Origin of the sequence: Pseudomonas sp. A-R-19 (assembly GCF_019956575.1) — a bacterium.
Lineage (GTDB): Bacteria > Pseudomonadota > Gammaproteobacteria > Pseudomonadales > Pseudomonadaceae > Aquipseudomonas.
In genome coordinates this window covers 92,146-117,955 of the sequence record NZ_JAHBDR010000033.1, presented here as the reverse complement: position 1 = coordinate 117,955, position 25,810 = coordinate 92,146, and the positions used below count along the sequence as shown (strand labels likewise).

Genomic DNA, 25,810 nt, shown 5'->3' with positions numbered 1-25,810 from the left:
AATTAGTGGGTCAGCGTGGCTGGCGTGGCGTTGGCCGAGGCAATGGCCTCTGGCTGGTAACCGCCGCCCAGCGCCTGCATCAGTTGGATCGACAGGTCGATCTGCTCGGCATTCAGGTTGGCCAGCTGACGCTGGGCCTGGAGCAATTGTTGCTCGATGCTGAGCACGTCCAGGTAGTTGCCGATGCCGGATCCGTAACGCTGGACCACGGTGTTGTAGGAATCCTGGGCGATGTCGGTGGCGTGCTGCTGGGCAGCGATCTGCCGGCCGATATCGCGCAGCTGGTTGATGCTGTCACTGACATCCCCCAGCGCCTTCACCAGGCTTTTGTTGTACTGCGCCACGGCGAGGTCGTAATCGGCGTCGCGCGAATCGAGGTCGGCGCGCAAGCGGCCACCGTCGAAGATCGGCACAGAGATCGTCGGTGCGATGTTGAAGAAGCGGCTGGCCGAACCAAACATCGCATCGCCCAGCAAGGATTCGGCACCGGCAGCGGCGCTGAGGTTCAAGTTGGGATAGAAGCGGGTCTTGCCGGCGTCGATGCTTTTGCTCGCTGCCTCGACCCGCCAGCGCGCGGCGACGAGGTCCGGGCGACGCCCGAGCAATTCGGCTGGCAGCACCGAAGGTAGCGCTACCGCACTCGGCTGAAGAATGTGCGGCCGGGCAATTTCATTGCCGCGATCCGGGCCTTTGCCGAGCAGAACGGCCAGGGCAATTTTCGCGCTGTTCAGGCGTTTCTCGGCATCGATCAGATTGGCCTGGGAAGTGGCTTCCAGGCTTTCGGTCTGCTGGAACTGGTACTGGCTGTCGATCCCTGCCGTCAGGCGCCGCTGGCTCAGGTCGAGCATTTGCCGGGTGCGCTTGAGGTCTTCATTGGACAGGTCATAGACGATGTGCGCCTGCCCCAGATCGCTGTAGGCCCGGGCGACATCGGCGGCCAGGGTCAGTTGCGCGGCCTGCTGGTCGACTTCGGCGGCGCGGGCCTGGCCGAGGGCCGCTTCCCAGGCATCGCGCTGACCGCCCCAGAGGTCGAAGTTGTAGTTGAAACCGGCACTGATGTTGCGAATGGTGGCGTACGCGTCTCCCTGTCCGAGTGGGTCCTGGTCCCGGGCCAGGCGTGAGCGGCTGACACCGGCGCTGGCATCCAGGGTCGGCATCCGCTCGGCGTCGGCGGCGGAAGCGGCAGCGCTGGCCTGATGGGCACGGGCGTCGGCAATCTGCATGTCCGGGCTGTCGCGCAGGGCCTCGCGGATCAGGCCGTCGAGTTGCGGATCGCCGAGGCTTTTCCACCAGTCGCTTTTCGGCCAGGCCGCGGGGGACAAAGTCACGCCGCTGAGGGATTGCCCGGCCTTCAGGCTCTTCGCGTCGAGGTTGACGCCTTCGGTTTTCAGGCCGCTGTAACTGGCGCAACCGGCGACGCTCATGGCCAACAGCACCAGGCTCAGGCCGGTACGCAAGGGATTACTGCTCATTTGTCACCTACCCGCAGCAGGGTGATCGCGTCACCGGCTGCCAGCAAAATTTTCTTCAGGATCAGCTCCAGGGTTTTCAGCTCTTCCGGAGTGATGGCACCGGCCAGTTCATTCATGGCTTCGGCACCGATGTGCGGCAGGCGGTCGGCCAGCTTCTGCCCTTCTTCGGTCAGTACCAACTGCACCTGACGGCGATCCGCCTCGGAGCGTTGGCGGGCGAGGAAACCTTTCTGTTCCAGACGATCGAGCATGCGCGTCATCGAGCCACTGTCGAGGGACAGGTGACGGCACAACTCGCCCGGCGAATCGACGCCGTACTGGGCGATGATGATCAACACCTTGAACTGCGCGGCGGTGATGCCGTGGGGTTCCATGTGGGTGTCGATGATCCGGTCCTTGAGCAGCGCGGCACGTCCGAGCAACAGGCCGAGATGGCAATTGCGGAAATCGTCTGGAGAGAAATGCTTCATCTGACCACCAATTAGCTGCCTAGGCAGTGAATGCATGTCGAGATGTTACTGCCTAGGCAGCGAATGTCAACGTAATAGTTAGCATGCTTGGTAAATAGTTGACTAACGGCGTCGGGAATTACCACAAACCCTGTGGCGAGGGGGCTTGCCCCCGTTCGGCTGCGAAGCAGTCGTCGCTTTTGGATTTATAGGAATTCAAGAGGAATGAAATTGCAGGTTTTGGGGCCTGCTTCGCGGCCCAACGGGGGCAAGCCCCCTCGCCACAGGGACCGCACCCGGATGGCAGAGCGGGACCTAGAAATCCCGTTTGTAGAAGATGTCCAGCGAACTGGCCACGCCACCGGCGGCTTCGAGGTAGACCTTTTTGCTCAGCTTGTAGCGCAAGGCAATGGTGTTGGCCGGTTCGAACACGCCGACGCCATAGCGCAGGCTGAGCTTCTCGGAAATGTTGCCGCTGGCCACCACGCTGGTGGCATCGCCACTGCCCTGGGTGTCGAGCTGGAAGTCCTGGATGCCCAGGTTCTTGGCGATGCCGCTGGTTACCCCGGAACTGCCCATCAAGCCCAGACCGAGGGCCGCCTGGGCGAGCATGTTGTTGTCTTCGCCATTGCTGCTCAGCGGACGCCCGAGCACCAGATAGGACAGCGCCTGCTCCTGGCTCATGGCCGGTTCCGAGAAGATCTGCGTGGTCGGCTGCTCGGCGCTGCCGCTGAGGCGAATGCCGGCGATGATGTCGTCGGTCTTGCGAATGGCCTCGATGTCCAGGTACGGCTGATCGATGGGACCTGCAAACAGCAAGCGTGCCCGGCGCACCGAAAGTCGCTGGCCGTAGGCGCGATAGCGGCCATCGTTGAGCCACAGTTCGCCACGGGTGTCCATGTTGTCGCCAATGTGCACATGCCCCTGCACATTCGCGGTCAGGCCAAATCCTGCGAAGCTCAACTTGTCTTCGCCAACCACCACTTCGATGTCCATTTTCATCGCGAGCGGCGGCTTGCCCTCCTCGGTCTGCTGACCGACGATCACCGTGTCATCGGAGACCTTGACCGTCGACGGCGGCAATTCACGAATGGTGATGTCGCCCTTGGGCACCAGCACTTTACCGGCGATGGCCAGTTCGTCGCCCTTCATCGAGATTTTCAGGTCCGGTGCGACTTCCAGCTTGGCGTAAGGCTCGACGGTGACCGGCAATTGCGAGCCCTTGAGTGCCAGGTCTACCACCAGCGCCTGGCCCCAGGCGATGTTGCCGTTCAAGCTGCCCTGCCCGGCCTTGCCGCTGTTCCAGCCGCCGTTCAGTTGCACGCTTTCGCCAGCGATCAGCGCCTGAACGTGCAGGTTTTGCAACTCCATCGGCAATTCAGGCCCGGCCACCACGCCGTCACTGAGTTGCAGACTGCCATTGACCTGTGGCGCCAACAGCCCGCCGGAAATCGTGCCACTGCCATTCAGGCACCCGGCCAGCTTCTCGACCATCGGCACAAACGGCCGCGCCACCGACAGGTCCAGCCCGCTCAAGCGAAATGAACCTGTTACGGGTTTGTTCTTCGGTAACGGATTGAGCTGCGCCTGCACCATCAGTTCACCGAGTTTGCCACCGACGAAATTGAGCTCGGTGTCGATGCGCTTGGGCGTGAGTTTGCTGGTGAGTTTCAGGGTCTGGTACGGGAAGTCCAGCCACTGGTCCTTTTCCTTGATGCGCAAGGTGCCGCCACCGGCATCCACGCTGATCTGGCCATTCGGACCACTGGCCGGCAGGTCCAGTTGCAGGTCGGCATTGAGCCGACCCTGCCAGGCGAAATCCTTCGGCAACCACTGCGCGAGGCTGTCGATCGGGAATTGCTTGAGGTGATAACGCAGCTTGGGCTCGGGCATCAGGCGCGAGTCTTCGCCGCACAGGCTGGCCTGGCCGGACGCCCAGCAATGGGCGCCAAAGTTGATCTTGCCATCCGCCAGGCGTTCGAGTTTCGCCGGCCCTTGTAGCCGCCAGTCCTGGCCACCAGCCTGGATATCACCGCTGGCCAGGCGTCCGCGCCAATTGCCTTGGTCCAGCGCACCGTCCAGGCCGAGCGCCAGTTTCAGCTTCGGGCCTTGCAGGTCGAGGTTCAACGTCTGCTTCTTGATGTCGCCCTGGCCGCTGGCGGTCAGTGTTCCCAGCGAGGTGTCGCCGGCCTGGATGCCGCTGCCCTTGAGGTCGATTTTCGCCCGTTGCGCGCTATCCAGGGTGGCGTCCAGGTTCAGGCTTTGCAGGCGATTGTCCTGGAAAGCCAATTGCGAGCCTTGCAGGTCAAGCTTGCCTTGGGGCGCCTTGAGTGTACCGGCGACATCCACGCGGCCATTGAGCTGGCCGCGCAACTCCGGCCATAGCTGTGCCAGGCGCGGCAGCTTGAGATCGATCTTGCCGGCGAGCTTCTGTTGCAGGCTGCCCTTGCCGCTGATGCTGTTGTCGCCCAGGCGAATTTGCAGGGCGTTGAGGTTCCATTGCTCGCCACAGCCATCGGCCTTGGCCTGGATCACCGCCGGTTGACCGCGCAGTTTGCCCTTGAGGTCCAGGTCGGCATTGAGGCTGAGCACTTCGTTTTTCATCTCACCCTGGCTGCGCAACGGCCCGGCCAGGGTGCCCGGCAGCTCCGCAACCCAGTACGCCGGGTTGATCGCCGACAGGTCCAGTGCGGTGTCCCAGGCAATGCCGTCGGCGAATTGCAGGTTCAGGTGCCCTTCGGCCTTGCCTTGCCCGGCCTGGAGTTGAATCTGTTGCAGATAGATCTTCGTCAGGTCGCCCGCGAACGGGCTGGCCAGGGTGAAGGCACCCGCCGGACCATCCGCCGCCGCGTCGAAATGACCGAGGTACTTGCCGTCGGTGTAGGACACCTCTCCGTTGAAGCGGCGCAGCGCTACCTCCGGTTCGTCGATCAACGGGTATAGCCGGTGCCACGGGAAGTCCAGCCAGTCGATCTTCGCCTCGGCGCTCAGGCCCTTGCTCCAGTCCAGAAACCCTGTGAGCTTGAGGCTTTGTTTGTCGCTGGCAGTCAGGTCCAGCGCGGCGATCTGCGCCCCCTTGGCGTCGACCTTGCCTTGCAGCGCCAGGGCGACCGGGCCTTGCTCGGCAGGCAACGTAGCTTTGCCTTGAAGGGCATAGCCGTTTTTCAGGTCGCCCGCCCCCGTGAGTTCAAGCTGATTGAGTTGCAGGGTGTCCGGCAGATCGGCACTGGGCTTGAAGCCATCCGCGGTGATCCGCACCTTGGCCGGCAGGTTTTCCACCAGCGGTTGCAGTTCGCCGCTCAGTTGCCCGTTGAGGTAACCGCTGCTGTCGGCTTTCAGGTTCAGGGTTTTCAGCAGGTCGCCGTCGATCTTCAACGCCAGCGCCAGGGGGTCAGGCGTCGACAACAGGGTCAGTTTGCCTTCGGCGCTGAGCGGCCAGTTACCGCTTGGTTGCAGCAGACCGGAGAGGTTCAGGCTCAGGTCATCGCGCTGTAGCGACACCGAATCGATCTTCAAACCGGCCATGGTCCAGTGCGCCGCCAGTTGCAAGCCCTTGAGTTCTTCACTGCCGTTGAACAGCAGGCTGCCGACCTTGATCTCGCCCAGTTCGATGGCCAGGGGCAACTTCAGTTCCGGCAGCGTGATCGGGCCGCTGTCGGGTGCTTCGGCGCCCGGCGGGAACGTCAGGCTGACCTGATCGGCCTGCAACTGTTCGATGCACAAGGTCCTGCGGGTCAGGCACAACGGCGACCAGGCGAAAATCACCCGACTCAATTCAACCCGGTTGTCGGCCTGCTGCCATAACACCCGGTCGGCGCTCCACTGCCCGCCCAGCCGGCCCTGGAAGTTGTCCAGGGTCAAACCCGGTACGAAGCCCAACGCCCAGCGGCTGCCCGTCACCGTACCCACCACCGTGGCCGCCGTCAGGACAACCAACATCAACAGCGCCGCTATCGCCAGCAGCGTTACTTTCAAACCACGCTTCACAGCTCAGGCCCCATGGAAAAGTGCAGCCGAATGCCGCCATCGTCGTCCAGCGCATGGGCCAGATCGAGGCGGATCGGCCCCACCGGCGAGACCCAGCGCACGCCGATACCGACCCCGGTCTTGAGGTTCGGCAGTTCGAGTGTGTTGAAAGAGTTGCCCTGATCGACAAAGGTCGCGATTCGCCATTTTTCGGCGATGGAATACTGATATTCCGCGCTGGCGGCCACCATGTAGCGGCCACCGATGCGATCACCCTCGGAGTTTTCCGGGGACAGGCTCTGATAGTCGTAACCACGCACGCTCTGATCGCCACCGGCAAAGAAGCGCAATGATGGCGGCACCGAATTGAAACCGTTGGTGGCACTGCCGCCGACCTGCACCCGCCCGAGGAAACGGTGATTATCGAACACCGTAGTCAGGCCTTTGACCAATGCCGTGCCGTAGAGCAAGTTGCTGTCGGAACCGAGGCCTTCCTTGGCCACTTTGGATTCGAATTGCAGCCGATAGCCGTTATGCGGGTCGATGCGGTTATCGCTCTTGAGGTACGAATAGCTCACGCCAGGCATCAGCAAGGTACTGAGTCCCGAGTCGTCGCCCAGTTGGTAATCTTCGCGTTGCCACTTCAGCGACACCACCCGTTGCCAACCGCTGGGCAACTTGCTGTGCCATTCGGGGCCGAGGGTCAACAGCTTGCTGTGGGTGTCGGTGCCGGCGATGTCTTCATTCTGATAGCCGCCGGCAAAACGCAGTTTGTCGGTCAGTGGCGGGTCCAGCGGAATGTCGTAGAACAGCCCGACGTTTTGCCGAGGCGCCGAGACTTCGGCCTCCCAGCCGTAACTGTGCCCTTGCGCGTTGACCCAGTGCCGGGTCCAGTTGGCCTTGGCCCGCGGGCCGACGTCGGTGGAGAAACCCAGGCCCAGGCCCATGGTCCGTGGTTTGCGGGTTTCGAGCTTGACGTCCACCGGGATCGCTTCGTCCTTGGATGCCGTTGGCGCCGCGTCCACCCGCACGCCTTCGAAGTAGCCGCTCGACTGCAGGTTCTGATTGAGTTCGGCGATCAGTTCCGAGTCATACGGCGTACCGGCCTTGAAGGGCACCATGCGTTGCAGCAACTCGTCATCGAACGGCGTATCACCCTCGAAACTGACCTTGCCCAAGGTATAGCGCGGACCACTTTCATAGATCAGTTCGATATCGGCGACGCCGGCCCGCGGGTCGACCGACAATTTTGAACGGGTGAAGCGGCCGCTGAAAAAACCATAGCGCGAAGCCTGGTTCTGGATCAGGCGCTTGGCGTCCTCGTAATGCCCATGATTGAGCACGGCACCGGACTTGAGTGCATCGCTTTTGGGCACCCGAAAGGCTTTGAGGGAGGCTGCCGGACCGTCGACACGCACCGTGACATTGCGCAGATGCACCGGCTCGCCGGGATCGACCGAAAGTACCAGGCGCGGCTTGTCGCCACCCTTCACTTCGCTGTCGATGTGCGGCTGGTAATAACCCAAGGCCTGGGCAGCCTTGCGCGCCTGCTCTTCGGCGCCACGACTGAAGCGCAGCAACGCCTGCTCGTCACGATCGCCGAGGCTGCCGATGTAGCCTTCTATATTGGCTTTCAGCTCATCATTGGACGGTTTGATCCGTACATCCAATTCACTTTGTGCCAGCGCCGTGCAGCTGGTCATCAGCATCAGCACACCGCTGGTAATTCTTCCTGGAAACTTCATAGGCGCGGATGCTATCACGAGCTTGAGAGCGTGATAGAGCCTGACATGCCCGGAAAGTTCGGCGCCTAGGCCGTTGCAGTGTGTAACACCTGGGGATTGGGGTGAAAAAACACGTGCTCACGGATCGGTCCTACGGCGACTTCACCGATTTCCTCATAGCCCTGACGCTTGTAGAACTCCAGATAACGCGGATTCCCGGTGTCGAGGATCACGCCCTGTGAGTTCTCATCCACCGCGCACCAGTTGTGCACGGCTTGCAGTAGTTGTTCGCCGAAATGCTTGCCCTGGAACTGCGGATGAACCCCCAGCAACGGCAATACGTGCACCGAGTCGTTCGGTACGCAGGCTTCCACGGCAGCGTGATACTCGAGGTAGCGGCGAGTGCAGCGAAATCCCGTACTGAGCACCATGCGCAGGCGCCAGGCCCAACTTTCGGTGACGCCAAGACGACGTTGCGGCGGTGCGATCAGGGCGATGCCGATCAGGCGGTCGTTGACCAGCAGGCCGATGGCCGGCAGGTCCTGGAGAAAATGCTGGGTCACCAGTTCGCGCACGGTGGCGCGGACCCGCTGTTCGTAACCGGGGCGTTCGGCCTCGAACAGATAGCCGAAGGTCGGTTCGTGTCGATAAGCCTGGTACAGCAGCGAACGCGCTTCGCGGGCGTAGCCGCTGTCGAGCATGTGAATATCGGCAATGACGGTCGAGGTTTCGGGCATGACGGTTGATCTCCCCGGCACAGCTCGGATGGCTGCGCTCTTGTTGTTACGAGCTGATCGGCGCTGACACAGTTCCATACAGATCCGCAATCAGTGTAGGCAATGAAATCGCCTTCGTCGGAACGCCGCCCGGAGCAAGCCCGCTCCCACAGGTGATGAACCGGCCTGTGCTTTTGTGGGAGCGGGCTTGCTCGCGAAAGGGCCATCACTGCCCATACACAACCGACAGGCACAGCCGAATCCCCTCACCCCACACTGGCCCGATTCCCACATGTCAGCTAGCATCGCCCTTTTGCCAGGACTGCCGACCATGAAGATCGTCTCCTTCAACATCAACGGGCTGCGTGCCCGTCCCCATCAGCTGGCGGCGCTGATCGAAAAGCACCAGCCGGATGTGATCGGCTTGCAGGAAACCAAGGTCCACGATGATCAGTTCCCGCTGGCCGAGGTACAGGCCCTGGGCTACCACGTGTACTTCCACGGGCAAAAAGGCCACTACGGCGTCGCCCTGCTCTCTCGCCAGGAGCCGCTGGCCCTGCATAAAGGTTTCGTCACCGACGAAGAAGACGCCCAGCGGCGCTTCATCTGGGGCACCTTTGCCGACGCCAACGGCGTGCCGGTGACCATCATGAACGGTTATTTCCCACAGGGCGAAAGCCGCGACCACCCGACCAAATTCCCGGCCAAGGAACGCTTCTACGGTGATTTGCAGCAGTTGCTGGAAAGCCAGTTCAAGAACGACCAGCCACTGGTGGTGATGGGCGATGTGAACATTTCCCCGGAAGACTGCGACATCGGCATCGGCCCGGACAACATGAAACGCTGGCTGAAGACTGGCAAATGCAGCTTCCTGCCGGAAGAGCGCGAGTGGATGGCCCGCCTGAAGAACTGGGGCCTGGTCGACAGTTTCCGTCACCTGAACCCGGACGTGGCCGACACCTTCAGTTGGTTCGACTACCGCAGCCGTGGCTTCGAAGACGAGCCCAAGCGCGGCCTGCGTATCGATGTGATCCTCGCCTCCCATGGCCTGCTGCCACGGGTGAAGGCTGCCGGAGTGGACTACGAACTTCGCGGCATGGAAAAACCTTCGGATCATGCGCCGATCTGGCTTGAATTGAGCTGATCCCCGTCGAACACAACTCTCATGTGGGAGCGGGCTTGCTCGCGAATACGGTTAATCATTCAACATAAATGTCGACTGACCCGCCGCTTTCGCGAGCAAGCCCGCTCCCACATGGGAAAGTGTCATTTTTCCGAAACCTTACTGACTTAATCTCCCGACACCTCCTTTGGCTATTCAAGGTGCCGGCATGATGCTGCGCGTGTTGTTCCTGTTGATGCTGTCCGTGGGCTTGTCGCAGGCGGCCTCGGCCGGCGACTTGCCGACACCCGACCACGGCCCGGTGTTGCGCATCCAGGGTTCCAACACCATCGGCGCGGCATTGGGGCCGGCGCTGGTCGAGGGCCTGCTGAGCGAGCAAGGCCTGCGCAAGATTCACCGGGAAACCCCGGACACCGCCAACGAACTGCGCATTGTCGGCGAAACGGTTCAGGGTCGGCGGGTCGTGGTGGAGGTGGCAGCCCATGGTTCCAGCACCGGCTTCACTGCGCTGAAAGCAGGCAGCGCCGACCTTGCCGCCTCCTCGCGGCCGATCAAGGACAGTGAACTGGCCAACCTGCGGTCCCTCGGCGACCTGAAAAGCCCGAGCGCCGAACAGGTCATTGCCATCGATGGCCTGGCGATCATCCTTCACCCGGACAATCCGCTGAACCAACTGGACACCGTGCAACTGGCGCGCATTTTCAGTGGCGAGGTGAAAAACTGGGAAGACCTCGGTGGCCCCGGCGGGCCGATTCATTTGTATGCGCGGGATGACCAGTCCGGGACTTACGACACCTTCAAGGAGCTGGTCCTCAGTGGCCGTGGGAAAATCCTCGGCAGCGCGGCGAAGCGCTTCGAGTCCAGCGAACAACTGTCCGATGCGGTCAGCGCTGACCCGCAAGGCATCGGCTTCATCGGTTTGCCCTACGTGCGCCAGGCCAAAGCCGTGGCCATTGTCGACGGTCAATCACAAGCCATGCTGCCGCTCAACAGCCTGATTGCCACGGAAGATTATCCGCTGTCCCGTCGGTTGTTCCTTTACCTGCCACCCAGCGGGAAAAATCCCTGGGCCAATGCCCTGGTGGCTTTTGCCCAGAGCACCAAGGGTCAGGCCATTGTTGCCGCCAACGGTTTTATTGCCCAAACCGTCCAGGCCATGGCCGTCACGCCGAATGCGCTGATGCCCGAGGGATACCAGTCCCTCAGTCGTCATGCCCAGCGGTTGTCGGTGAACTTTCGCTTCGAAGAAGGCAGTGCCAGCCTGGACAACAAGGCGCGGCAAGACCTGACACGAGTGCTCGACTATATAAGGCAGCACGACAAAACGACTGGGCAAGTGACGCTGGTAGGGTTTGGCGATGCCAAGAGTGACCCGGCGCGCGCCGATCTGTTGTCAAAACTGCGGGCCATGGCGGTGCGACGGGAGTTGGTGAAGAGCGGCGTGGTGTTTCGCGAGATCCGCGGATTCGGTGCCGAAATGCCGGTGGCGGCCAATAGCGCCGATGAGGGAAGGATCAAGAATCGGCGGGTTGAGGTATGGGTGTATTGAATCTGATGTGGTTGTCTTGAATGGGATGATGCCTTCGCGAGCAAGCCCGCTCCCACAGGTTCAGTGCGGTCCCTGTGGGGGGGGCTTGCTCGCGAATGGCAGGCGCCGCGGTCTTAGTGCCCGCTACGCAGCATCTCCTTCGGCACATATTTGCCGATTTCGAACTTGCCGATCGCCGCACGGTGCACTTCGTCCGGGCCGTCGGCCAGGCGCAGGGTGCGCTGCATCGCATACATGTAGGCCAGCGGGAAATCATTGGAAACCCCTGCCCCGCCATGGATCTGGATCGCCCGGTCGATCACCCGCAATGCCACGTTTGGCGCGACGACCTTGATCTGCGCGATCTCGCTTTTCGCCACTTTGTTGCCAACGGTGTCCATCATGTACGCCGCTTTCAACGTCAGCAGGCGTGCCATGTCGATTTCCATGCGCGAGTCGGCAATCTTGTCGACGTTACCGCCCAGGCGTGCCAGGGGTTTGCCGAATGCGGTACGGCTTACCGAGCGTTTGCACATCAGTTCCAGTGCACGCTCGGCCATGCCGATCGAACGCATGCAGTGGTGAATCCGGCCAGGGCCTAGGCGACCTTGAGCGATTTCGAAGCCGCGCCCTTCACCGAGCAGGACGTTTTCGTACGGCACCCGCACGTTTTCGAAATGCACTTCGGCATGCCCATGAGGTGCATCGTCGTAGCCGAACACCGGCAGTGGGCGCACGATCTTCACACCGGGCGCATCCACCGGCACCAGAATCATCGAGTGCTGGGCATGGCGCGGCGCATCTGGATTGCTCAGGCCCATGAAGATCAGGATCTTGCAGCGCGGGTCGCAAGCGCCCGATGTCCACCATTTCTTGCCGTTGATCACCCACTCGTCACCATCGCGCACGGCTCGGGCGGCCATGTTGGTGGCGTCGGAGGATGCGACATCCGGTTCGGTCATGGCGAATGCCGAGCGGATCTCGCCGCGCAGCAGCGGTTCGAGCCAGCGTTGTTTCTGCTCTTCGTTGGCGTAACGCACCAACACTTCCATGTTGCCGGTGTCCGGTGCCGAGCAGTTGAACGGCTCTGGCCCCAGCAACGAGCGGCCCATGATTTCCGCCAGCGGCGCGTATTCGAGGTTGGTCAGGCCAGCACCGAGCTCTGACTCAGGCAGAAACAAATTCCACAGGCCTTCAGCCTTGGCCTTGAGTTTGAGTTCTTCCATGATCGCCGTCGGCTGCCAGCGATCGCCTTCGGCGACTTGGCGCTCGAACACGGCTTCGGCGGGATAAACGTAAGTGTCCATGAACGCTGTTACGCGCTCACGCAGTTCCTGAACCTTGGGCGAATAAGCGAAATCCATGAGCGAGATACCTTCTTGGGGGAGGTTGTTTAGGTCATGTATCGATGCTAGAACAGCGCTGATAATTTACCTAGCCTATTCTCGGCGTGTATAAACATTCATCACCGATATATGATCGACTGATCGTCACGGTCAGTCCGCCCACACAATAAGAGAGCCGCGTAATGAATCTGAGCAAGGTCGATCTCAACCTTTTCATCGTCTTCGACGCGATCTATACCGAAGCCAACCTGACCCGTGCCGGGCAGATTGTCGGCATCACCCAACCGGCGGTGTCGAACGCGCTGGCGCGTCTGCGCGAGACTTTCAACGACCCGCTGTTCGTGCGCACCGCCCAGGGCATGGTGCCGACGCCGATGGCGCAGAACATCATCGGCCCGGTGCGCAACGCGCTCTCGCTGCTGCGCGTGTCGGTGCAGGAGAGCCGCATTTTCAACCCGCAGCAAGCGGTCAAGACCTATCGCATCAGCATGACCGACCTCACCGAAGCGGTGATCCTGCCGCCGCTGTTCCAGCGCCTGCGCCGCCTGGCGCCGACGGTGATCATCGAAAGCTTCCTGTCCAAACGCCGTGAAACCACCAAGGAGCTGGCGGCCGGCCGCCTCGACTTCGCGGTCGACGCGCCGCTCAACACCGATCCGCAGGTACGCCACGTCAAGTTGATGGAAGACCGCTACGTGTGTGCCATGCGCAAGGGGCATCCGCTGGCGGGCAAGGACAAACTCACGCTGGATGATTACCTGGGCCTGACCCACATCCATATTTCCAGCCGCCGCAGCGGCCTCGGCTATGTCGACCTGGCGCTGGGCAAGATGGGCATCCAGCGCAAGATCGCCCTGCGCTCCCAGCATTACCTGATGGCTTCGCAAGTACTGCAGCAGACGGACATGGTCATGACCGTGCCGGAACGCTTCGCCCGCCGTAACGACCTGCACGCCTTTTATCTGCCGGTCAACGATGTACCGCCAGTGGAAACCCACCTTTACTGGCACGAAAGCACCGACCAGGACCCGGCGAACCGCTGGATGCGCGAACAGATGATCGAGTTGTGCCAGCAGGTGACGGCGCAGGAGAAAAAGCTCGAGAAGGTGTAGTACTTGATACCGAGGTGACTGCTTCGCGAGCAAGCCCGCTCCCACATTGGATCTTCAGTGGACACAATACTTGTGTTCGACACAGATCCCCTGTGGGAGCGGGCTTGCTCGCGAAGAGGCCCGCAAGAACACTGAAATCTCACGCCCCTTGACGTAAACGTCAACCTGCCATTAGCTTAGCGCCATGACCTTTTGCGAGCGCTTCCATGAGCAGCCAGACCTACAGCATTTCCGACCTCGCCCGCGAGCTCGACATCACCACCCGGGCCATTCGCTTTTATGAAGAGCAAGGCCTGCTCAGCCCTGAGCGCCGTGGCCAGGAACGCATCTACTCACCCCGCGACAAGGTCAGCCTGAAGCTGATCCTGCGGGGCAAGCGCATCGGTTTCTCCCTGGCTGAATGCCGCGAGCTGATCGAGCTTTACGACCCGTCCAGCGGTAACACCAAACAGCTGCACAGCATGCTGGCGAAAATCAGCGAGCGCCGGGAGCAGCTTGAACAGCAAATGCTCGACATCGAACAGATGAAACTGGAGCTGGATACTGCCGAAGAGCGCTGCGTGCAGGCGCTGGAGCAGACGCTCAAAAGCCAGGAATCGATTCAGTAACCCGCCACAATTCCCACAGTAGATCACCACTCACCCATTACTTCAGGTGAACCTTATGCCTCTCCCCACCCACGTACGCATTGTCGAAGTCGGCCCACGCGACGGCCTGCAAAACGAAGCCCAGCCCATCAGTGTTACCGACAAGGTGCAACTGGTCGATGCGCTGACTGCAGCCGGGCTCGGCTATATAGAAGTCGGCAGTTTCGTTTCGCCCAAGTGGGTGCCGCAGATGGCCGGTTCCGCCGAGGTCTTTGCGCAGATCCAGCGCAAACCGGGTGTGGTCTACGGCGCACTCGCACCCAATCTACGCGGCTTTGAAGATGCCCTCGCCGCCGGAGTCAAGGAAGTCGCCGTGTTCGCCGCGGCGTCCGAGGCGTTTTCCCAGCGCAATATCAACTGCTCGATCAGCGAAAGCCTGGAGCGTTTCGCGCCGATCATGGACGCCGCGAAACAACATGGGATTACCGTGCGCGGGTATGTGTCTTGTGTGCTGGGCTGTCCCTATGAAGGTAACGTCGCCCCGGAGCAGGTCGCCCTGGTCGCCCGCGAGCTGTACGCCATGGGCTGCTACGAGGTCTCGCTGGGGGACACCATCGGCACCGGCACCGCTGGCGCAACCCGCAAGATGTTTGAAGTGGTATCGAAGGATGTACCCCGGGAAAAACTCGCCGGGCACTTCCACGACACCTACGGTCAGGCCGTGGCCAACATCTACGCCAGCCTGCTGGAAGGCATCTCGGTGTTCGACAGCTCCATCGCCGGTCTCGGCGGCTGCCCCTATGCCAAGGGTGCCAGCGGTAACGTCGCGACCGAAGACGTGGTTTACCTGCTCAACGGCCTGGGCATCGACACCGGAATCGACCTCGACGCCTTGATGCTCGCCGGCCAGCAGATCTGCACAGTATTGGGTCGCCCTACCGGTTCCCGCGTGGCCAGGGCCCGCAGCGCACAGTGAGTGCGCTGAGTGTGTCCGGGTGTTACCGCACGGACTCAAACGTGGGCGTAAGCGAGTAACACGGAAACAAAATGTAGGGTTTAGCCTGAGGCGTAAAACCCTACAAATTCGCAAACCATTGATTTTAAAGACTTTTAAAAAGTTGGCACGGCTCCTGCTATATCTATCGCATAACAAGAATAAAAAAATTGCGGCAACCCTAATAAAAACAAGACGTAACGACTCTGACATAACAAAAACAACACGGCAGAGACGCAGCTAACAGATTTTTTTGGAGAAGATGTGCTTTTCAGGGTGCTTTTCGGAGTTACCCGCAACCGGGCAGAGAATAATAAAACTACCTTCAGGTAGCTCCCGAACTGGTTGGATCGCTCAGCGAGAAAGTAGATCAGCGCTCAAAAAAATACGTTTGCTCTTGATCCCGAATGGGGATCGCCAAAAACAGCGGTAAAGGGCAACGGTTGCCAAAAACAACAACAGACCGACCCTCAATAATAAAAAAAGAGCACGCGCAACGACAAATTAAAGGGGAGCTTCGGCTCCCCTTTGTGCTGTCTGGCATTTGAGATTTCCACCGCCCCGTGTAGGAGCGAGCTTGCTCGCGAAGAACTCAAGGGCACCGCGTTTATCCAGGCTGCACGCGTTATCGTTGACGTTCTTCGCGAGCAAGCTCACTCCTACAGGGGAACGAGTCAGGCCTTGTTGATGCGCAACTCCTCGATACTGATCTCGCGCATGCGGAATTTCTGGATCTTGCCCGTTACCGTCATCGGGAACTCTTCCACGAACTTGAAGTAACGCGGCGTCTTGAAGTGCGCGATGCGCTCCTTGCACCAGGCTTGCAGCTCTTGCTCGGTGGCGCTGTGGCCGGGGTGGAACTTGATCCAGGCGACGATCTCTTCGCCGTAGCGCGAGCATGGAATGCCGATCACCTGCACGTCGGCAACGGCCGGATGAGTAAAGAAAAACTCTTCCAGCTCCCGTGGATAAACGTTCTCACCGCCGCGAATGATCATGTCTTTGTTGCGCCCGGCAATACATACATAACCCTCGTCGTTCATGCTCGCCAGGTCACCGGTGTGCATCCACCCTGCCTGGTCGATGGCTTCTGCCGTGCCTTCGGGATTGTTCCAGTAACCCAGCATTACGCTGTAACCGCGAGTGCACAGCTCACCGATGGTGCCACGCGGCACCAGGTTGCCCGCTTCGTCAATGATCTTGCTTTCAAGTTGTGGCTGGGTACGGCCGACGGTGGTCACGCGCAGTTCCAGGTCGTCCGACGGACCGGTCTGCAACGATACCGGGCTGGTTTCCGTCATGCCGTAGGCAATCTGCACTTCGCTCATGTGCATTTCGCTGATAACCCGGCGCATCACCTCGATAGGACAGGTCGCGCCCGCCATGATCCCGGTGCGCAGGCTCGACAGGTCGAATTGCGCGCGTTGCGGCTGATCGAGCATGGCGATGAACATGGTCGGCACGCCGTACAGCGCCGAGGCTTTTTCTTCGGCGACAGTGCTCAGGGTCAGCAGCGGATCGAATGCATCGTTGGGGTAAATCATGGTGCTGCCATGGGTGATGCAGCCGAGATTGCCCATGACCATGCCGAAGCAGTGGTACAGCGGCACCGGGATCACCAGGCGATCGGCTGCCGTCAGGCCCAGGCTTTCGCCGACCATGTAGCCGTTGTTGAGAATGTTGTAGTGACTGAGGGTTGCACCCTTGGGGAAACCGGTGGTGCCCGAGGTGTACTGAATGTTCACCGCCTGGTCGAAATGCAGGCTGTCCTGGCGCTCGCGCAGTTGTTCGGCCGACACGCTGCCCGCCAGATCGGTCAATTGCGACCACGGCAGGAAACCACTGGGCGGCTGCGTGTCCAGACTGATCACCCCGCGTAAATCCGGTAGGCGTTCACTCTGCAATTTGCCGATGGACTGCTCGGCCAGTTCCGGTACCAGGCCTTGCAGCATGGCGTGATAGTTGGAGGTCTTGAAGGCCCCGGCGCAGACCAGCCACTGGCAACCGGATTGCTTTAATACGTATTCGAGTTCGGAACTGCGGTAGGCCGGGTTTATGTTGACCAGGATCACGCCGATTTTCGCCGTGGCAATCTGAGTGATACACCATTGGGCGCAATTCGGTGCCCAGATGCCCAGACGGTCTCCTGCTTGCAGTCCCAGCGCCAGCAGTGCCCTGGCGTGCAGGTCCGCAACCTGCGCCAATTGCCGCCAGGTGTAGCGCAGCTGTTGGTGGCGCACGACCAGCGCTTCTCCGGTCGGATACTGTGCGACAGTGTTGTCGAACGCCTGGCCAATGGTCATCGCCAGCAAGGCTTTGTCCTGGGAACCACGGGTATAACTGCGTTGCGGGCTTGCACTGGGTTGATCCATGACGACCCCTATTGTCTTTATTTATGGGCTACCGGCGGTCTCTTGTGGGAGCGACCTGTGGCGAGGGGGCTTGCCCCCGCTGGGTTGCGAAGCAGCCCCAAAATTTCCGATGTATCGAAGATCTTGTGAGTGCTGCGCACTCAAACGGGGGCAAGCCCCCTCGCCACAGGCCATCACCACAGGATGGGTCCGCTGTTCTATCTTGAACTGTCTCTACTCTCGCTCAAGTTGACGTTAACGTAAAGGGTGATTGACAGCCATTCGTCACAGGCTTACGTTAACGTAAAGGTGAGAGCCCATTGACAGTCTCACCAACCGACAAAAAAGCCAAAAGGTGACCCATGAGCTACCCATCCCTGAATTTTGCCCTCGGTGAAACCATCGACATGCTGCGCGATCAGGTTCAGTCCTTCGTCGCCAAGGAGATCGCCCCGCGCGCCGCTCAGATCGACATCGACAACCTGTTCCCCGCCGACCTGTGGCGCAAATTCGGCGACATGGGCCTGCTGGGCATCACCGTGCCGGAAGAGTACGGCGGCGCTGGCCTGGGTTACCTGGCTCACGTCGTCGCAATGGAAGAAATCAGCCGCGGCTCGGCCTCGGTGGCGCTGTCCTACGGCGCGCACTCCAACCTGTGCGTCAACCAGATCAATCGCAACGGCAACCACGAGCAGAAATCCAAATACCTGCCGAAACTGATCAGCGGCGAGCACATCGGCGCCCTGGCCATGAGCGAACCGAACGCCGGTTCCGACGTGGTCTCGATGAAACTGCGCGCCGACAAACGCGGCGACAAGTACGTGCTCAACGGCAGCAAGACCTGGATCACCAACGGTCCGGACGCCAACACCTACGTGATCTACGCCAAGACCGACCTGGAAAAGGGCCCCCACGGCATCACCGCCTTCATCGTCGAGCGCGACTGGAAAGGCTTCAGCCGCAGCAATAAGTTCGACAAGCTCGGCATGCGCGGTTCGAACACCTGCGAACTGTTTTTCGATGACGTCGAAGTGCCGGAAGAAAACATCCTCGGCGTACTCAACGGCGGCGTGAAAGTGCTGATGAGCGGCCTCGACTACGAGCGTGTCGTCCTTTCCGGTGGCCCGACCGGGATCATGCAGGCGTGCATGGACCTGATCGTGCCGTACATCCACGACCGCAAACAGTTCGGCCAGAGCATCGGTGAATTCCAGCTGATCCAGGGCAAGGTCGCCGACATGTACACCCAGCTCAACGCCAGCCGCGCTTACCTGTATGCGGTGGCCCAGGCCTGCGAGCGTGGCGAAACCACGCGCAAGGACGCCGCCGGCGTGATCCTCTACAGCGCCGAACGCGCCACGCAAATGGCCCTCGACGCGATCCAGATTCTCGGCGGCAACGGCTACATCAACGAATTCCCGGCCGGTCGTCTGCTGCGTGACGCCAAGCTGTACGAAATCGGCGCCGGCACCAGTGAGATCCGTCGCATGCTGATCGGTCGTGAACTGTTCAACGAAACCCGCTAAACGGAGCTGTCCATGGCTACCCTGCACACCCAGCTCAACCCCCGTTCAGCGGAGTTCGCCACCAATAGCGCGGCGATGCTCAAGCAGGTCGACGCGTTGCACACCCTGCTCGCCCAAGTGGCGCAAGGTGGCGGCCCGAAAGCCCAGGAACGCCACACCTCGCGAGGCAAACTGCTGCCTCGCGAGCGCATCAACCGCTTGCTCGATCCGGGTTCGCCGTTTCTGGAGATCAGCCAACTGGCGGCTTACGAGGTCTATGGCGAAGACGTCCCCGCCGCTGGCGTGATTGCCGGGATCGGCCGGGTGGAGGGCGTCGAGTGCATGATCGTCGCCAACGACGCCACGGTAAAAGGTGGCTCGTACTATCCACTGACCGTGAAAAAGCACCTGCGCGCCCAGACCATCGCCCAGCAGAATCGCCTGCCGTGCATCTATCTGGTGGACTCTGGCGGCGCCAACCTGCCGCGCCAGGATGAGGTGTTTCCGGACCGCGAGCACTTCGGGCGGATCTTCTTCAACCAGGCCAACATGAGCGCCATGGGCATCCCGCAGATTGCCGTGGTCATGGGTTCCTGCACCGCTGGCGGTGCCTATGTACCGGCGATGGCCGACGAAGCGATCATGGTCCGCCAACAGGCGACGATCTTTCTCGCCGGCCCGCCGCTGGTGAAAGCCGCGACCGGTGAGGTGGTCAGTGCCGAAGACCTCGGCGGGGCCGATGTGCACTGCAAGATTTCCGGGGTGGCCGACCATTACGCCGAGAGCGATGAGCACGCGCTGGCGCTGGCACGGCGTAGCGTCGCCAATCTCAACTGGCGCAAGCAAGGTGAGGTCCAGCAACGCACGCCGATCGCCCCGCTCTACAGCAGCGATGAGTTGTACGGCGTGGTCCCGGCCGACGCCAAGCAACCGTTTGACGTACGCGAAGTGATTGCGCGTCTGGTGGATGGTTCGGTGTTCGACGAGTTCAAGGCGCTGTTCGGGACCACGCTGGTCTGCGGTTTCGCCTACCTGCACGGTTACCCGATCGCGATCCTCGCCAACAACGGCATCCTGTTTGCCGAAGCGGCGCAGAAAGGCGCGCACTTCATCGAGCTGGCGTGCCAGCGCGGCATTCCGTTGCTGTTCCTGCAAAACATCACCGGCTTCATGGTCGGCCAGAAATACGAGGCCGGCGGCATCGCCAAGCACGGCGCGAAACTGGTGACGGCGGTAGCTTGCGCCAAGGTGCCGAAGTTCACCGTGATCATCGGCGGCAGCTTCGGCGCCGGCAACTACGGCATGTGTGGCCGCGCCTACGATCCACGCTTCCTGTGGATGTGGCCGAACGCACGCATCGGCGTGATGGGTGCCGAACAGGCGGCCGGCGTGCTGGTGCAGGTCAAGCGCGAACAGGCCGAGCGCAGTGGCCAGGGTTTCAGCGCCGAGCAGGAGGCCGAGATCAAGCAACCGATCCTCGACCAGTACGAAGAACAGGGTCACCCCTACTATTCCAGCGCGCGCCTGTGGGACGACGGTGTCATCGACCCGGCCCAGACCCGCGACGTATTGGCCCTGGCCTTGTCCGCGTCGTTGAACGCGCCAATCGAACCGAGCCGCTTCGGCGTGTTCCGGATGTGATTTTCTGTGGGTGCGGGCTTGTGTGGCGAGGGAGCTGGCTCCCGTTCGATTGCGTAGCAATCGTAAAGCCCTTTCGCGAGCAAGCCCGCTCCCACAAGGACCGTGGAGACGGACGAATATGAGCGACTTCAACACCCTCGAACTGCTGACCGACCCCCGTGGTTTTGCCACGCTGTGGCTCAGCCGTGAAGAAAAGAACAACGCCTTCAATGCCGAAATGATCCGCGAGCTGATCCTTGCCCTCGACAAAGTCGCGAGCGATGCCAGCCTGCGATTTCTGATCGTGCGCGGCCGTGGCAAACATTTCAGCGCCGGCGCCGACCTGGCCTGGATGCAGCAATCGGCCGAACTCGATTACGCCACCAACCTCGATGACGCCCGGGAACTGGCGGAGTTGATGTACAACCTGGCCAAGCTCAAAGTCCCGACCCTGGCCGTGGTGCAAGGCGCGGCCTTTGGCGGTGCGCTGGGCCTGATCAGTTGCTGCGACATGGCCATCGGTGCCGATGACGCGCAGTTCTGCCTGTCGGAAGTGCGCATCGGCCTGGCGCCGGCGGTGATCAGCCCGTTCGTGGTGCAAGCCATTGGCGAGCGCGCCACCCGTCGTTATGCCCTGACCGCTGAGCGCTTTGGCGGGCAGCGGGCACGGGAGCTGGGTCTGTTGTCGGAGAGTTACCCGATTGCCGAGCTGGAGCAAAAAATCGAGCAATGGATCGACAATCTGTTGCTCAACAGCCCCGCCGCCATGCGCGCCAGCAAGGACTTGCTGCGCGAAGTCGGCGATGGCTCGCTGAACCCGGCACTGCGCCGCTACACCGAAAACGCCATCGCCCGCATCCGCGTCAGCCCTGAAGGCCAGGAAGGCTTGCGTGCCTTCCTGCAAAAACGTCCAGCAAGCTGGCAAGCACAAACCACCAAGGAGCCCCGTTGATGAGCGCACCTGTCATCACCACCCTGCTGGTGGCCAACCGTGGCGAAATCGCTTGCCGGGTCATGCGTACCGCCAAGGCGCTGGGCCTGACTACCGTGGCCGTGCACAGCGCCACCGACCGTGACGCCCGGCACAGCCGTGAAGCCGACATTCGTGTTGACCTGGGCGGCAGCAAAGCCGCCGACAGCTATCTGCAGATCGACAAACTGATCGCCGCCGCCAAGGCCAGCGGTGCCCAGGCGATCCATCCAGGTTATGGCTTTCTGTCCGAGAACGCCGGGTTCGCCCGCGCCATCGAAAACGCCGGCCTGATTTTCCTCGGCCCGCCCGCCTCGGCCATCGACGCCATGGGCAGCAAGTCTGCCGCCAAGGCCTTGATGGAAACCGCCGGCGTGCCGTTGGTGCCCGGTTATCACGGCGAAGCCCAGGACCTGGAAACCTTCCGCGCCGCCTGCGAACGCATCGGCTACCCGGTGCTGCTCAAAGCCACGGCCGGTGGCGGCGGCAAAGGCATGAAAGTGGTCGAGGACGTCAGCCAACTGGCCGAAGCCCTGGCCTCGGCACAGCGCGAGGCGCAGTCGTCGTTCGGCGATTCGCGGATGCTGGTGGAGAAGTACCTGCTCAAGCCACGTCACGTGGAAATCCAGGTGTTCGCCGACCAGCACGGCAACTGCCTGTACCTCAACGAACGTGACTGCTCGATTCAGCGCCGCCACCAGAAAGTCGTCGAAGAAGCCCCGGCGCCGGGCCTGAGCCCGGAACTGCGGCGCGCCATGGGCGAAGCCGCCGTGCGCTCGGCCCAGGCCATTGGCTATGTCGGTGCCGGCACCGTGGAGTTTTTGCTGGATGCGCGCGGCGAGTTCTTCTTCATGGAGATGAACACCCGCCTGCAAGTGGAACACCCGGTCACCGAAGCCATCACCGGCCTCGACCTGGTGGCCTGGCAGATTCGCGTGGCACGCGGCGAAGCCTTGCCGATGACCCAGGATCAGGTGCCGCTGGTAGGGCATGCGATCGAAGTGCGGCTATATGCCGAAGACCCGGGCAATGATTTCCTGCCGGCGACCGGTCGTCTGGAACTGTATCGCGAATCCGCCCAGGGATCGGGGCGTCGAGTGGACAGCGGCGTTGAAGAAGGCGATGAGATTTCGCCATTCTACGACCCGATGCTCGGCAAGTTGATTGCCTGGGGCGTGGACCGTGAACAGGCGCGCTTGCGCCTGCTGAGCATGCTCGACGAATTCGCCATCGGCGGGCTGAAGACCAACATCAATTTCCTGCGGCGCATTATCGGTCATCCGGCGTTCGCCGCTGCCGAACTCGATACCGGCTTCATTCCGCGCTATCAGGAGCAGTTGCTGCCGGCGCCAGCGGAACTCAGCGATGATTTCTGGCAAGCCGCCGCCCAGGCGTTTACCCAAAGCCAGCCCCATGCAATCCGCACCGATGACCCGAGTTCGCCGTGGGCGGCACCGAACGGGCTGCGTGCAGGTTTGCCGAGAGAAATCACCCTTCACTTGAGTTGTGAAGGCCAGGACCGTGCGCTGACGCTGGGCGACATCGATGCCCACAGCGCACGGCTCAAGGGCGAGCACCTGCTGACCGAACACGACGGTGTGCGCCGTCAACACCGGGCCATACGCCGTGGCGAACATGTGTATCTGCAGTGGGATGGCGAATTGCGCCGTATCGAGTCCTACGACCCGATCAGCGCCGTCGAGGCCAGCCACAGCCATCAGGGCGGGCTCACCGCACCGATGAACGGCAGCATCGTGCGCGTCTTGGTGGAGGCCGGGCAAGCCGTCGAGGCCGGGGCGCAATTGGTGGTACTGGAAGCGATGAAGATGGAGCACAGCATTCGCGCGCCCCATGCCGGGGTGATCAAGGCGCTGTACTGCCAGGAAGGCGAGATGGTCAGCGAAGGCAGTGCGCTGGTCGAACTGGAAGAAGCGTGAAGTGAAGATCGGTCCTACGCATCGCGAGGACCGATCTGATCAGAACCTGGCTGTTGCCTGAACCACTACGCCGATGATTCGACATTCTTCGGCGTACAAGGCTTTCGGATACGTCGGATTGAGCGGGACCAGATAACGCTGCCCGCCCTCTTCGATCAACTTGCGAAAAGTCGCTTCGGCGCTGTCCGGCCACTGGGCAATGACCAGTTTGCCAGGCACCGCGTCCACCGCCGGGTCCACCAGGATCAACATGCCTTCCGGGATGCTGATGCCATTGGGTGCGGTCATCGCATCGCCCACCACCCTCAACCAGAATGCCTGGCCCCGGGCGTGGTAGTCGGACACTTCAGAGCGCTCTTTTGCGTATACCGCAACCTCGCCGTCGCGCACTTCGGCAGGTTCGCGCCAGTCACTGATCGGGTAGCGGAAGTACGGGTTGTACTTCTGTGTCAGAGAGATTTCGTCGTCCACTGATGCCTGCGGCTCGCGGATCACCAGCGCCACTTCGAGAAACTCAAGACCCAGCGCCCGCAGTACACGGTTCATGTCTTCGATGCCGGGTTCACGACGTTTGTTGAGCCAGTGGCCAATGCCGCCCTGGGACATCCCGAGGCGCTCGGCGAGTATCTCTTGAGTGATCTTGAGCTCACTCATCTTGGCCTTGACCAATTCAATCCATTTATCCATGTGCGGCACGATACGTGGGGGACTCCGGCCATCAAAACACAAATTGTAGTATTTAAATTATGGTCACAAATACAGTTCGTATTAGGATCGATTCACGGATCTGAATCTAACACGGAGCTTGCCATCGCCATGAACCCACCCGCCAATGACCTGCCGGACATGCAAGTCGATACGACCCTCACCTCCTCCCTGGACTCAGCGGCGGCACAACGCGCGCTGGACTATTACTTGAAACCTGCTGTTTCGGAGGAGTTGGCCGAGCCGCGTTTTTTTGATGTTAACCGCAATATCAGCGGCGAAGAGGCACTGGTCCATGCTTTGGACCTGTTGCGCTGTGCCGCCGCCACCGCGTACGAGTCAGCCAGTCACCTGCAAGGTGCAAACCGCGACCTGGCGTTTTCGACGGTGCACATGATCGACATGGCCAAGGCGATGGTTGATCGATCACTGGAGAAGTATGAAAACGCTTGAGAAGGTAAATCGAGAGGGAAAGAAAGAATTTTCCTATCGCGCAGGTAAAAACGTTTGACTTGCAAACGAGAATGATTATTATTGCATCAACTGGTCGCGAGATCAGTCGATGGACCAGGTGACCTTAGGTCGGTCTCCTGGACTATCTCCTCATCAGGCTAATCACGGTTTTTGACCCGGCTTTTTGCCGGGTCTTTTTTTGTCCGCCGCATTTCGCATTTGCCATAAGGCATCAATTGCACGGCGCTTTGGTGATTAGACAAGCCATCCCGATGCGTCCCCCGCAATATCTGCTGAGAGAAGACGAGCCCTGCATGCCGGGCCCGCTAGTGAGCATGGCTTAGGCAGGGAAATGCTGGTTGGCGATCGCCACCACTTCCTGCTCGGAGATTGGCGCAAGTGCCGCCACCGCCCACAGGTCATAGGCCGGATGGGCGCGCTGGATCGGCAGCACCATGTCAAAGCCGGCCGCTTGCAGGGAGCCGGTCAGGACCTTCTTGGTGAAACCGCAACGGTGCGCCATGAACACGTTGCCGTTGGCCATGGCCGGGCGATGGCCGTAGAGGATGTCGATGGGCGCGATCGGGCCGGCCGGTGAAAGGTAGGCCTCCTCGGTCAGCTTGTCTTCGGCCACCAGAGCGCACACCGATTGCAGGTCCGGGCAAGTGATGATCACGAAGCCGCCAGGCTTGAGAACTCGTTTGAACTCCGCCAGGGCTACCGGCACTTCATGGGGATAGAGATGCTCGATGTTGTGGCTGGAGAACAGCGCATCCACCGAAGCGTCCTTGACCTGGGACATATCGGTCATGGTGCCGACGATGTCCGGATTGACACTCTCATCGATATCGAAGCGCAGCTCCTGCCATTGCTCCGAGGCGAAGCCCTTGGTCGTGCTGTTCTTGCTCTTTGGACCGCAACCTACATGGAGGAAGGTTTTCACAATCAGTTACTCGATCAAGGCCCTTGCCGGATGGCAAAAGGGGAAATGGGGGCGTGTTCCGCTGGCCAATGCCTGCCAACGGACGCCCGCGCACACTAGGGGAAGTGCTGGGCAAGGGTCAAGGTCATGGCAGCACAACGGAGTGCCGTTTGGTCAGCTCGCAACGAATGGCGTGAACCCACGATAGTGGCCATATAGCATCAAATCATTACTATTCAAGCCTATAAAGCGAAGTATTTTTATAACTAAAAGTTTAAAAAAGGCAAAAAGCCACCAAAAAGATTCTTAATGTTTTCACTGAATGTGTCG

At 60.9% G+C, this 25,810-nt stretch carries 19 protein-coding genes; 10 read left to right on the top strand and 9 right to left on the bottom strand.

What is annotated here, in order from left to right:
- Positions 1-2: 2 nt before the first annotated feature.
- The 5 genes from KGA88_RS04005 to KGA88_RS03985 all read right to left on the bottom strand — a co-directional run bounded on the left by KGA88_RS04005 (position 3) and on the right by KGA88_RS03985 (position 8,348).
- Positions 3-1,472: an efflux transporter outer membrane subunit gene (locus tag KGA88_RS04005; protein WP_110662610.1), complete on the bottom strand. Its 1,470-nt coding sequence runs from the start codon at positions 1,470-1,472 to the stop codon at positions 3-5.
- Positions 1,469-1,942 carry a MarR family winged helix-turn-helix transcriptional regulator gene (locus tag KGA88_RS04000; RefSeq protein ID WP_223589114.1) on the bottom strand — a complete coding sequence of 158 codons (474 nt, stop codon included), beginning with the start codon at positions 1,940-1,942 and terminating at the stop codon, positions 1,469-1,471. Before KGA88_RS04000 ends, KGA88_RS04005 begins: the two co-directional genes overlap by 4 nt.
- 294 nt (positions 1,943-2,236) lie before the next feature.
- On the bottom strand, positions 2,237-5,908 hold the full coding sequence (locus KGA88_RS03995; protein WP_223589111.1) for a translocation/assembly module TamB domain-containing protein: 3,672 nt from the start codon (positions 5,906-5,908) through the stop codon (positions 2,237-2,239).
- Positions 5,905-7,632 (bottom strand): autotransporter assembly complex protein TamA, encoded by a 1,728-nt coding sequence (locus KGA88_RS03990; RefSeq protein ID WP_110661252.1) that lies wholly within the window; start codon positions 7,630-7,632, stop codon positions 5,905-5,907. Before KGA88_RS03990 ends, KGA88_RS03995 begins: the two co-directional genes overlap by 4 nt.
- A 65-nt stretch (positions 7,633-7,697) precedes the next feature.
- A complete protein-coding gene (locus tag KGA88_RS03985; protein WP_110661253.1) occupies positions 7,698-8,348 on the bottom strand; it encodes a GNAT family N-acetyltransferase in 651 nt (216 codons plus the stop codon).
- Positions 8,349-8,658: 310 nt separating this feature from the next.
- Between KGA88_RS03985 and xthA the strand changes: the two genes are divergently transcribed.
- Together xthA and KGA88_RS03975 are read left to right on the top strand one after the other, a co-directional pair.
- Positions 8,659-9,471, top strand: a complete 813-nt coding sequence (gene xthA / locus KGA88_RS03980; protein WP_223589109.1) for an exodeoxyribonuclease III — start codon at positions 8,659-8,661, stop codon at positions 9,469-9,471.
- Between the two features lie 187 nt (positions 9,472-9,658).
- On the top strand, positions 9,659-10,999 hold the full coding sequence (locus KGA88_RS03975) for a substrate-binding domain-containing protein (RefSeq protein ID WP_223589107.1): 1,341 nt from the start codon (positions 9,659-9,661) through the stop codon (positions 10,997-10,999).
- Positions 11,000-11,112: 113 nt separating this feature from the next.
- Here KGA88_RS03975 and KGA88_RS03970 read toward each other — a convergent pair whose 3' ends face one another.
- Positions 11,113-12,342, bottom strand: coding sequence for an acyl-CoA dehydrogenase (locus tag KGA88_RS03970; protein WP_110660230.1), 1,230 nt, complete (start codon positions 12,340-12,342; stop codon positions 11,113-11,115).
- Between the two features lie 164 nt (positions 12,343-12,506).
- On the opposite strand from KGA88_RS03970, the gene KGA88_RS03965 reads away from it, so the two are divergent.
- The 3 genes from KGA88_RS03965 (at position 12,507) to KGA88_RS03955 (ending at position 14,999) form a co-directional block, all read left to right on the top strand.
- Positions 12,507-13,436, top strand: a complete 930-nt coding sequence (locus KGA88_RS03965) for a LysR family transcriptional regulator (RefSeq protein ID WP_110660231.1) — start codon at positions 12,507-12,509, stop codon at positions 13,434-13,436.
- A gap of 206 nt (positions 13,437-13,642) precedes the next feature.
- Positions 13,643-14,044, top strand: a complete 402-nt coding sequence (locus KGA88_RS03960) for a MerR family transcriptional regulator (RefSeq protein ID WP_085725920.1) — start codon at positions 13,643-13,645, stop codon at positions 14,042-14,044.
- 55 nt (positions 14,045-14,099) lie between these two features.
- Positions 14,100-14,999, top strand: a complete 900-nt coding sequence (locus tag KGA88_RS03955) for a hydroxymethylglutaryl-CoA lyase (protein ID WP_110660233.1) — start codon at positions 14,100-14,102, stop codon at positions 14,997-14,999.
- A 692-nt stretch (positions 15,000-15,691) separates the two neighbouring features.
- Here the strand turns inward: KGA88_RS03955 and KGA88_RS03950 are convergent.
- Complete coding sequence (locus KGA88_RS03950; protein ID WP_223589105.1) at positions 15,692-17,389, bottom strand: AMP-binding protein; 1,698 nt, start codon at positions 17,387-17,389, stop codon at positions 15,692-15,694.
- 341 nt (positions 17,390-17,730) lie between these two features.
- On the opposite strand from KGA88_RS03950, the gene KGA88_RS03945 reads away from it, so the two are divergent.
- The 4 genes from KGA88_RS03945 to KGA88_RS03930 all read left to right on the top strand — a co-directional run bounded on the left by KGA88_RS03945 (position 17,731) and on the right by KGA88_RS03930 (position 23,400).
- Positions 17,731-18,894 (top strand): isovaleryl-CoA dehydrogenase, encoded by a 1,164-nt coding sequence (locus KGA88_RS03945; RefSeq protein WP_007946948.1) that lies wholly within the window; start codon positions 17,731-17,733, stop codon positions 18,892-18,894.
- A 12-nt stretch (positions 18,895-18,906) separates the two neighbouring features.
- On the top strand, positions 18,907-20,514 hold the full coding sequence (locus KGA88_RS03940) for a carboxyl transferase domain-containing protein (RefSeq protein ID WP_223589102.1): 1,608 nt from the start codon (positions 18,907-18,909) through the stop codon (positions 20,512-20,514).
- A 118-nt stretch (positions 20,515-20,632) separates the two neighbouring features.
- Positions 20,633-21,445: a gamma-carboxygeranoyl-CoA hydratase gene (locus KGA88_RS03935; RefSeq protein ID WP_110661208.1), complete on the top strand. Its 813-nt coding sequence runs from the start codon at positions 20,633-20,635 to the stop codon at positions 21,443-21,445.
- Positions 21,445-23,400 carry an acetyl/propionyl/methylcrotonyl-CoA carboxylase subunit alpha gene (locus KGA88_RS03930; RefSeq protein WP_223589099.1) on the top strand — a complete coding sequence of 652 codons (1,956 nt, stop codon included), beginning with the start codon at positions 21,445-21,447 and terminating at the stop codon, positions 23,398-23,400. The genes KGA88_RS03935 and KGA88_RS03930 overlap by 1 nt, the downstream gene beginning before the upstream one ends.
- Before the next feature lie 39 nt (positions 23,401-23,439).
- Here KGA88_RS03930 and KGA88_RS03925 read toward each other — a convergent pair whose 3' ends face one another.
- Entirely contained in the window at positions 23,440-24,087 is a 648-nt protein-coding gene (locus KGA88_RS03925; RefSeq protein ID WP_223589097.1) for a LexA family protein, read from the bottom strand.
- A gap of 129 nt (positions 24,088-24,216) precedes the next feature.
- Here KGA88_RS03925 and KGA88_RS03920 point away from each other — a divergent pair, with 129 nt between their 5' ends.
- Positions 24,217-24,558, top strand: coding sequence for a DUF6124 family protein (locus KGA88_RS03920; RefSeq protein WP_110661211.1), 342 nt, complete (start codon positions 24,217-24,219; stop codon positions 24,556-24,558).
- A 340-nt stretch (positions 24,559-24,898) separates the two neighbouring features.
- Here KGA88_RS03920 and KGA88_RS03915 read toward each other — a convergent pair whose 3' ends face one another.
- Positions 24,899-25,501 (bottom strand): class I SAM-dependent methyltransferase, encoded by a 603-nt coding sequence (locus tag KGA88_RS03915; protein ID WP_110661212.1) that lies wholly within the window; start codon positions 25,499-25,501, stop codon positions 24,899-24,901.
- Positions 25,502-25,810: the final 309 nt, after the last annotated feature.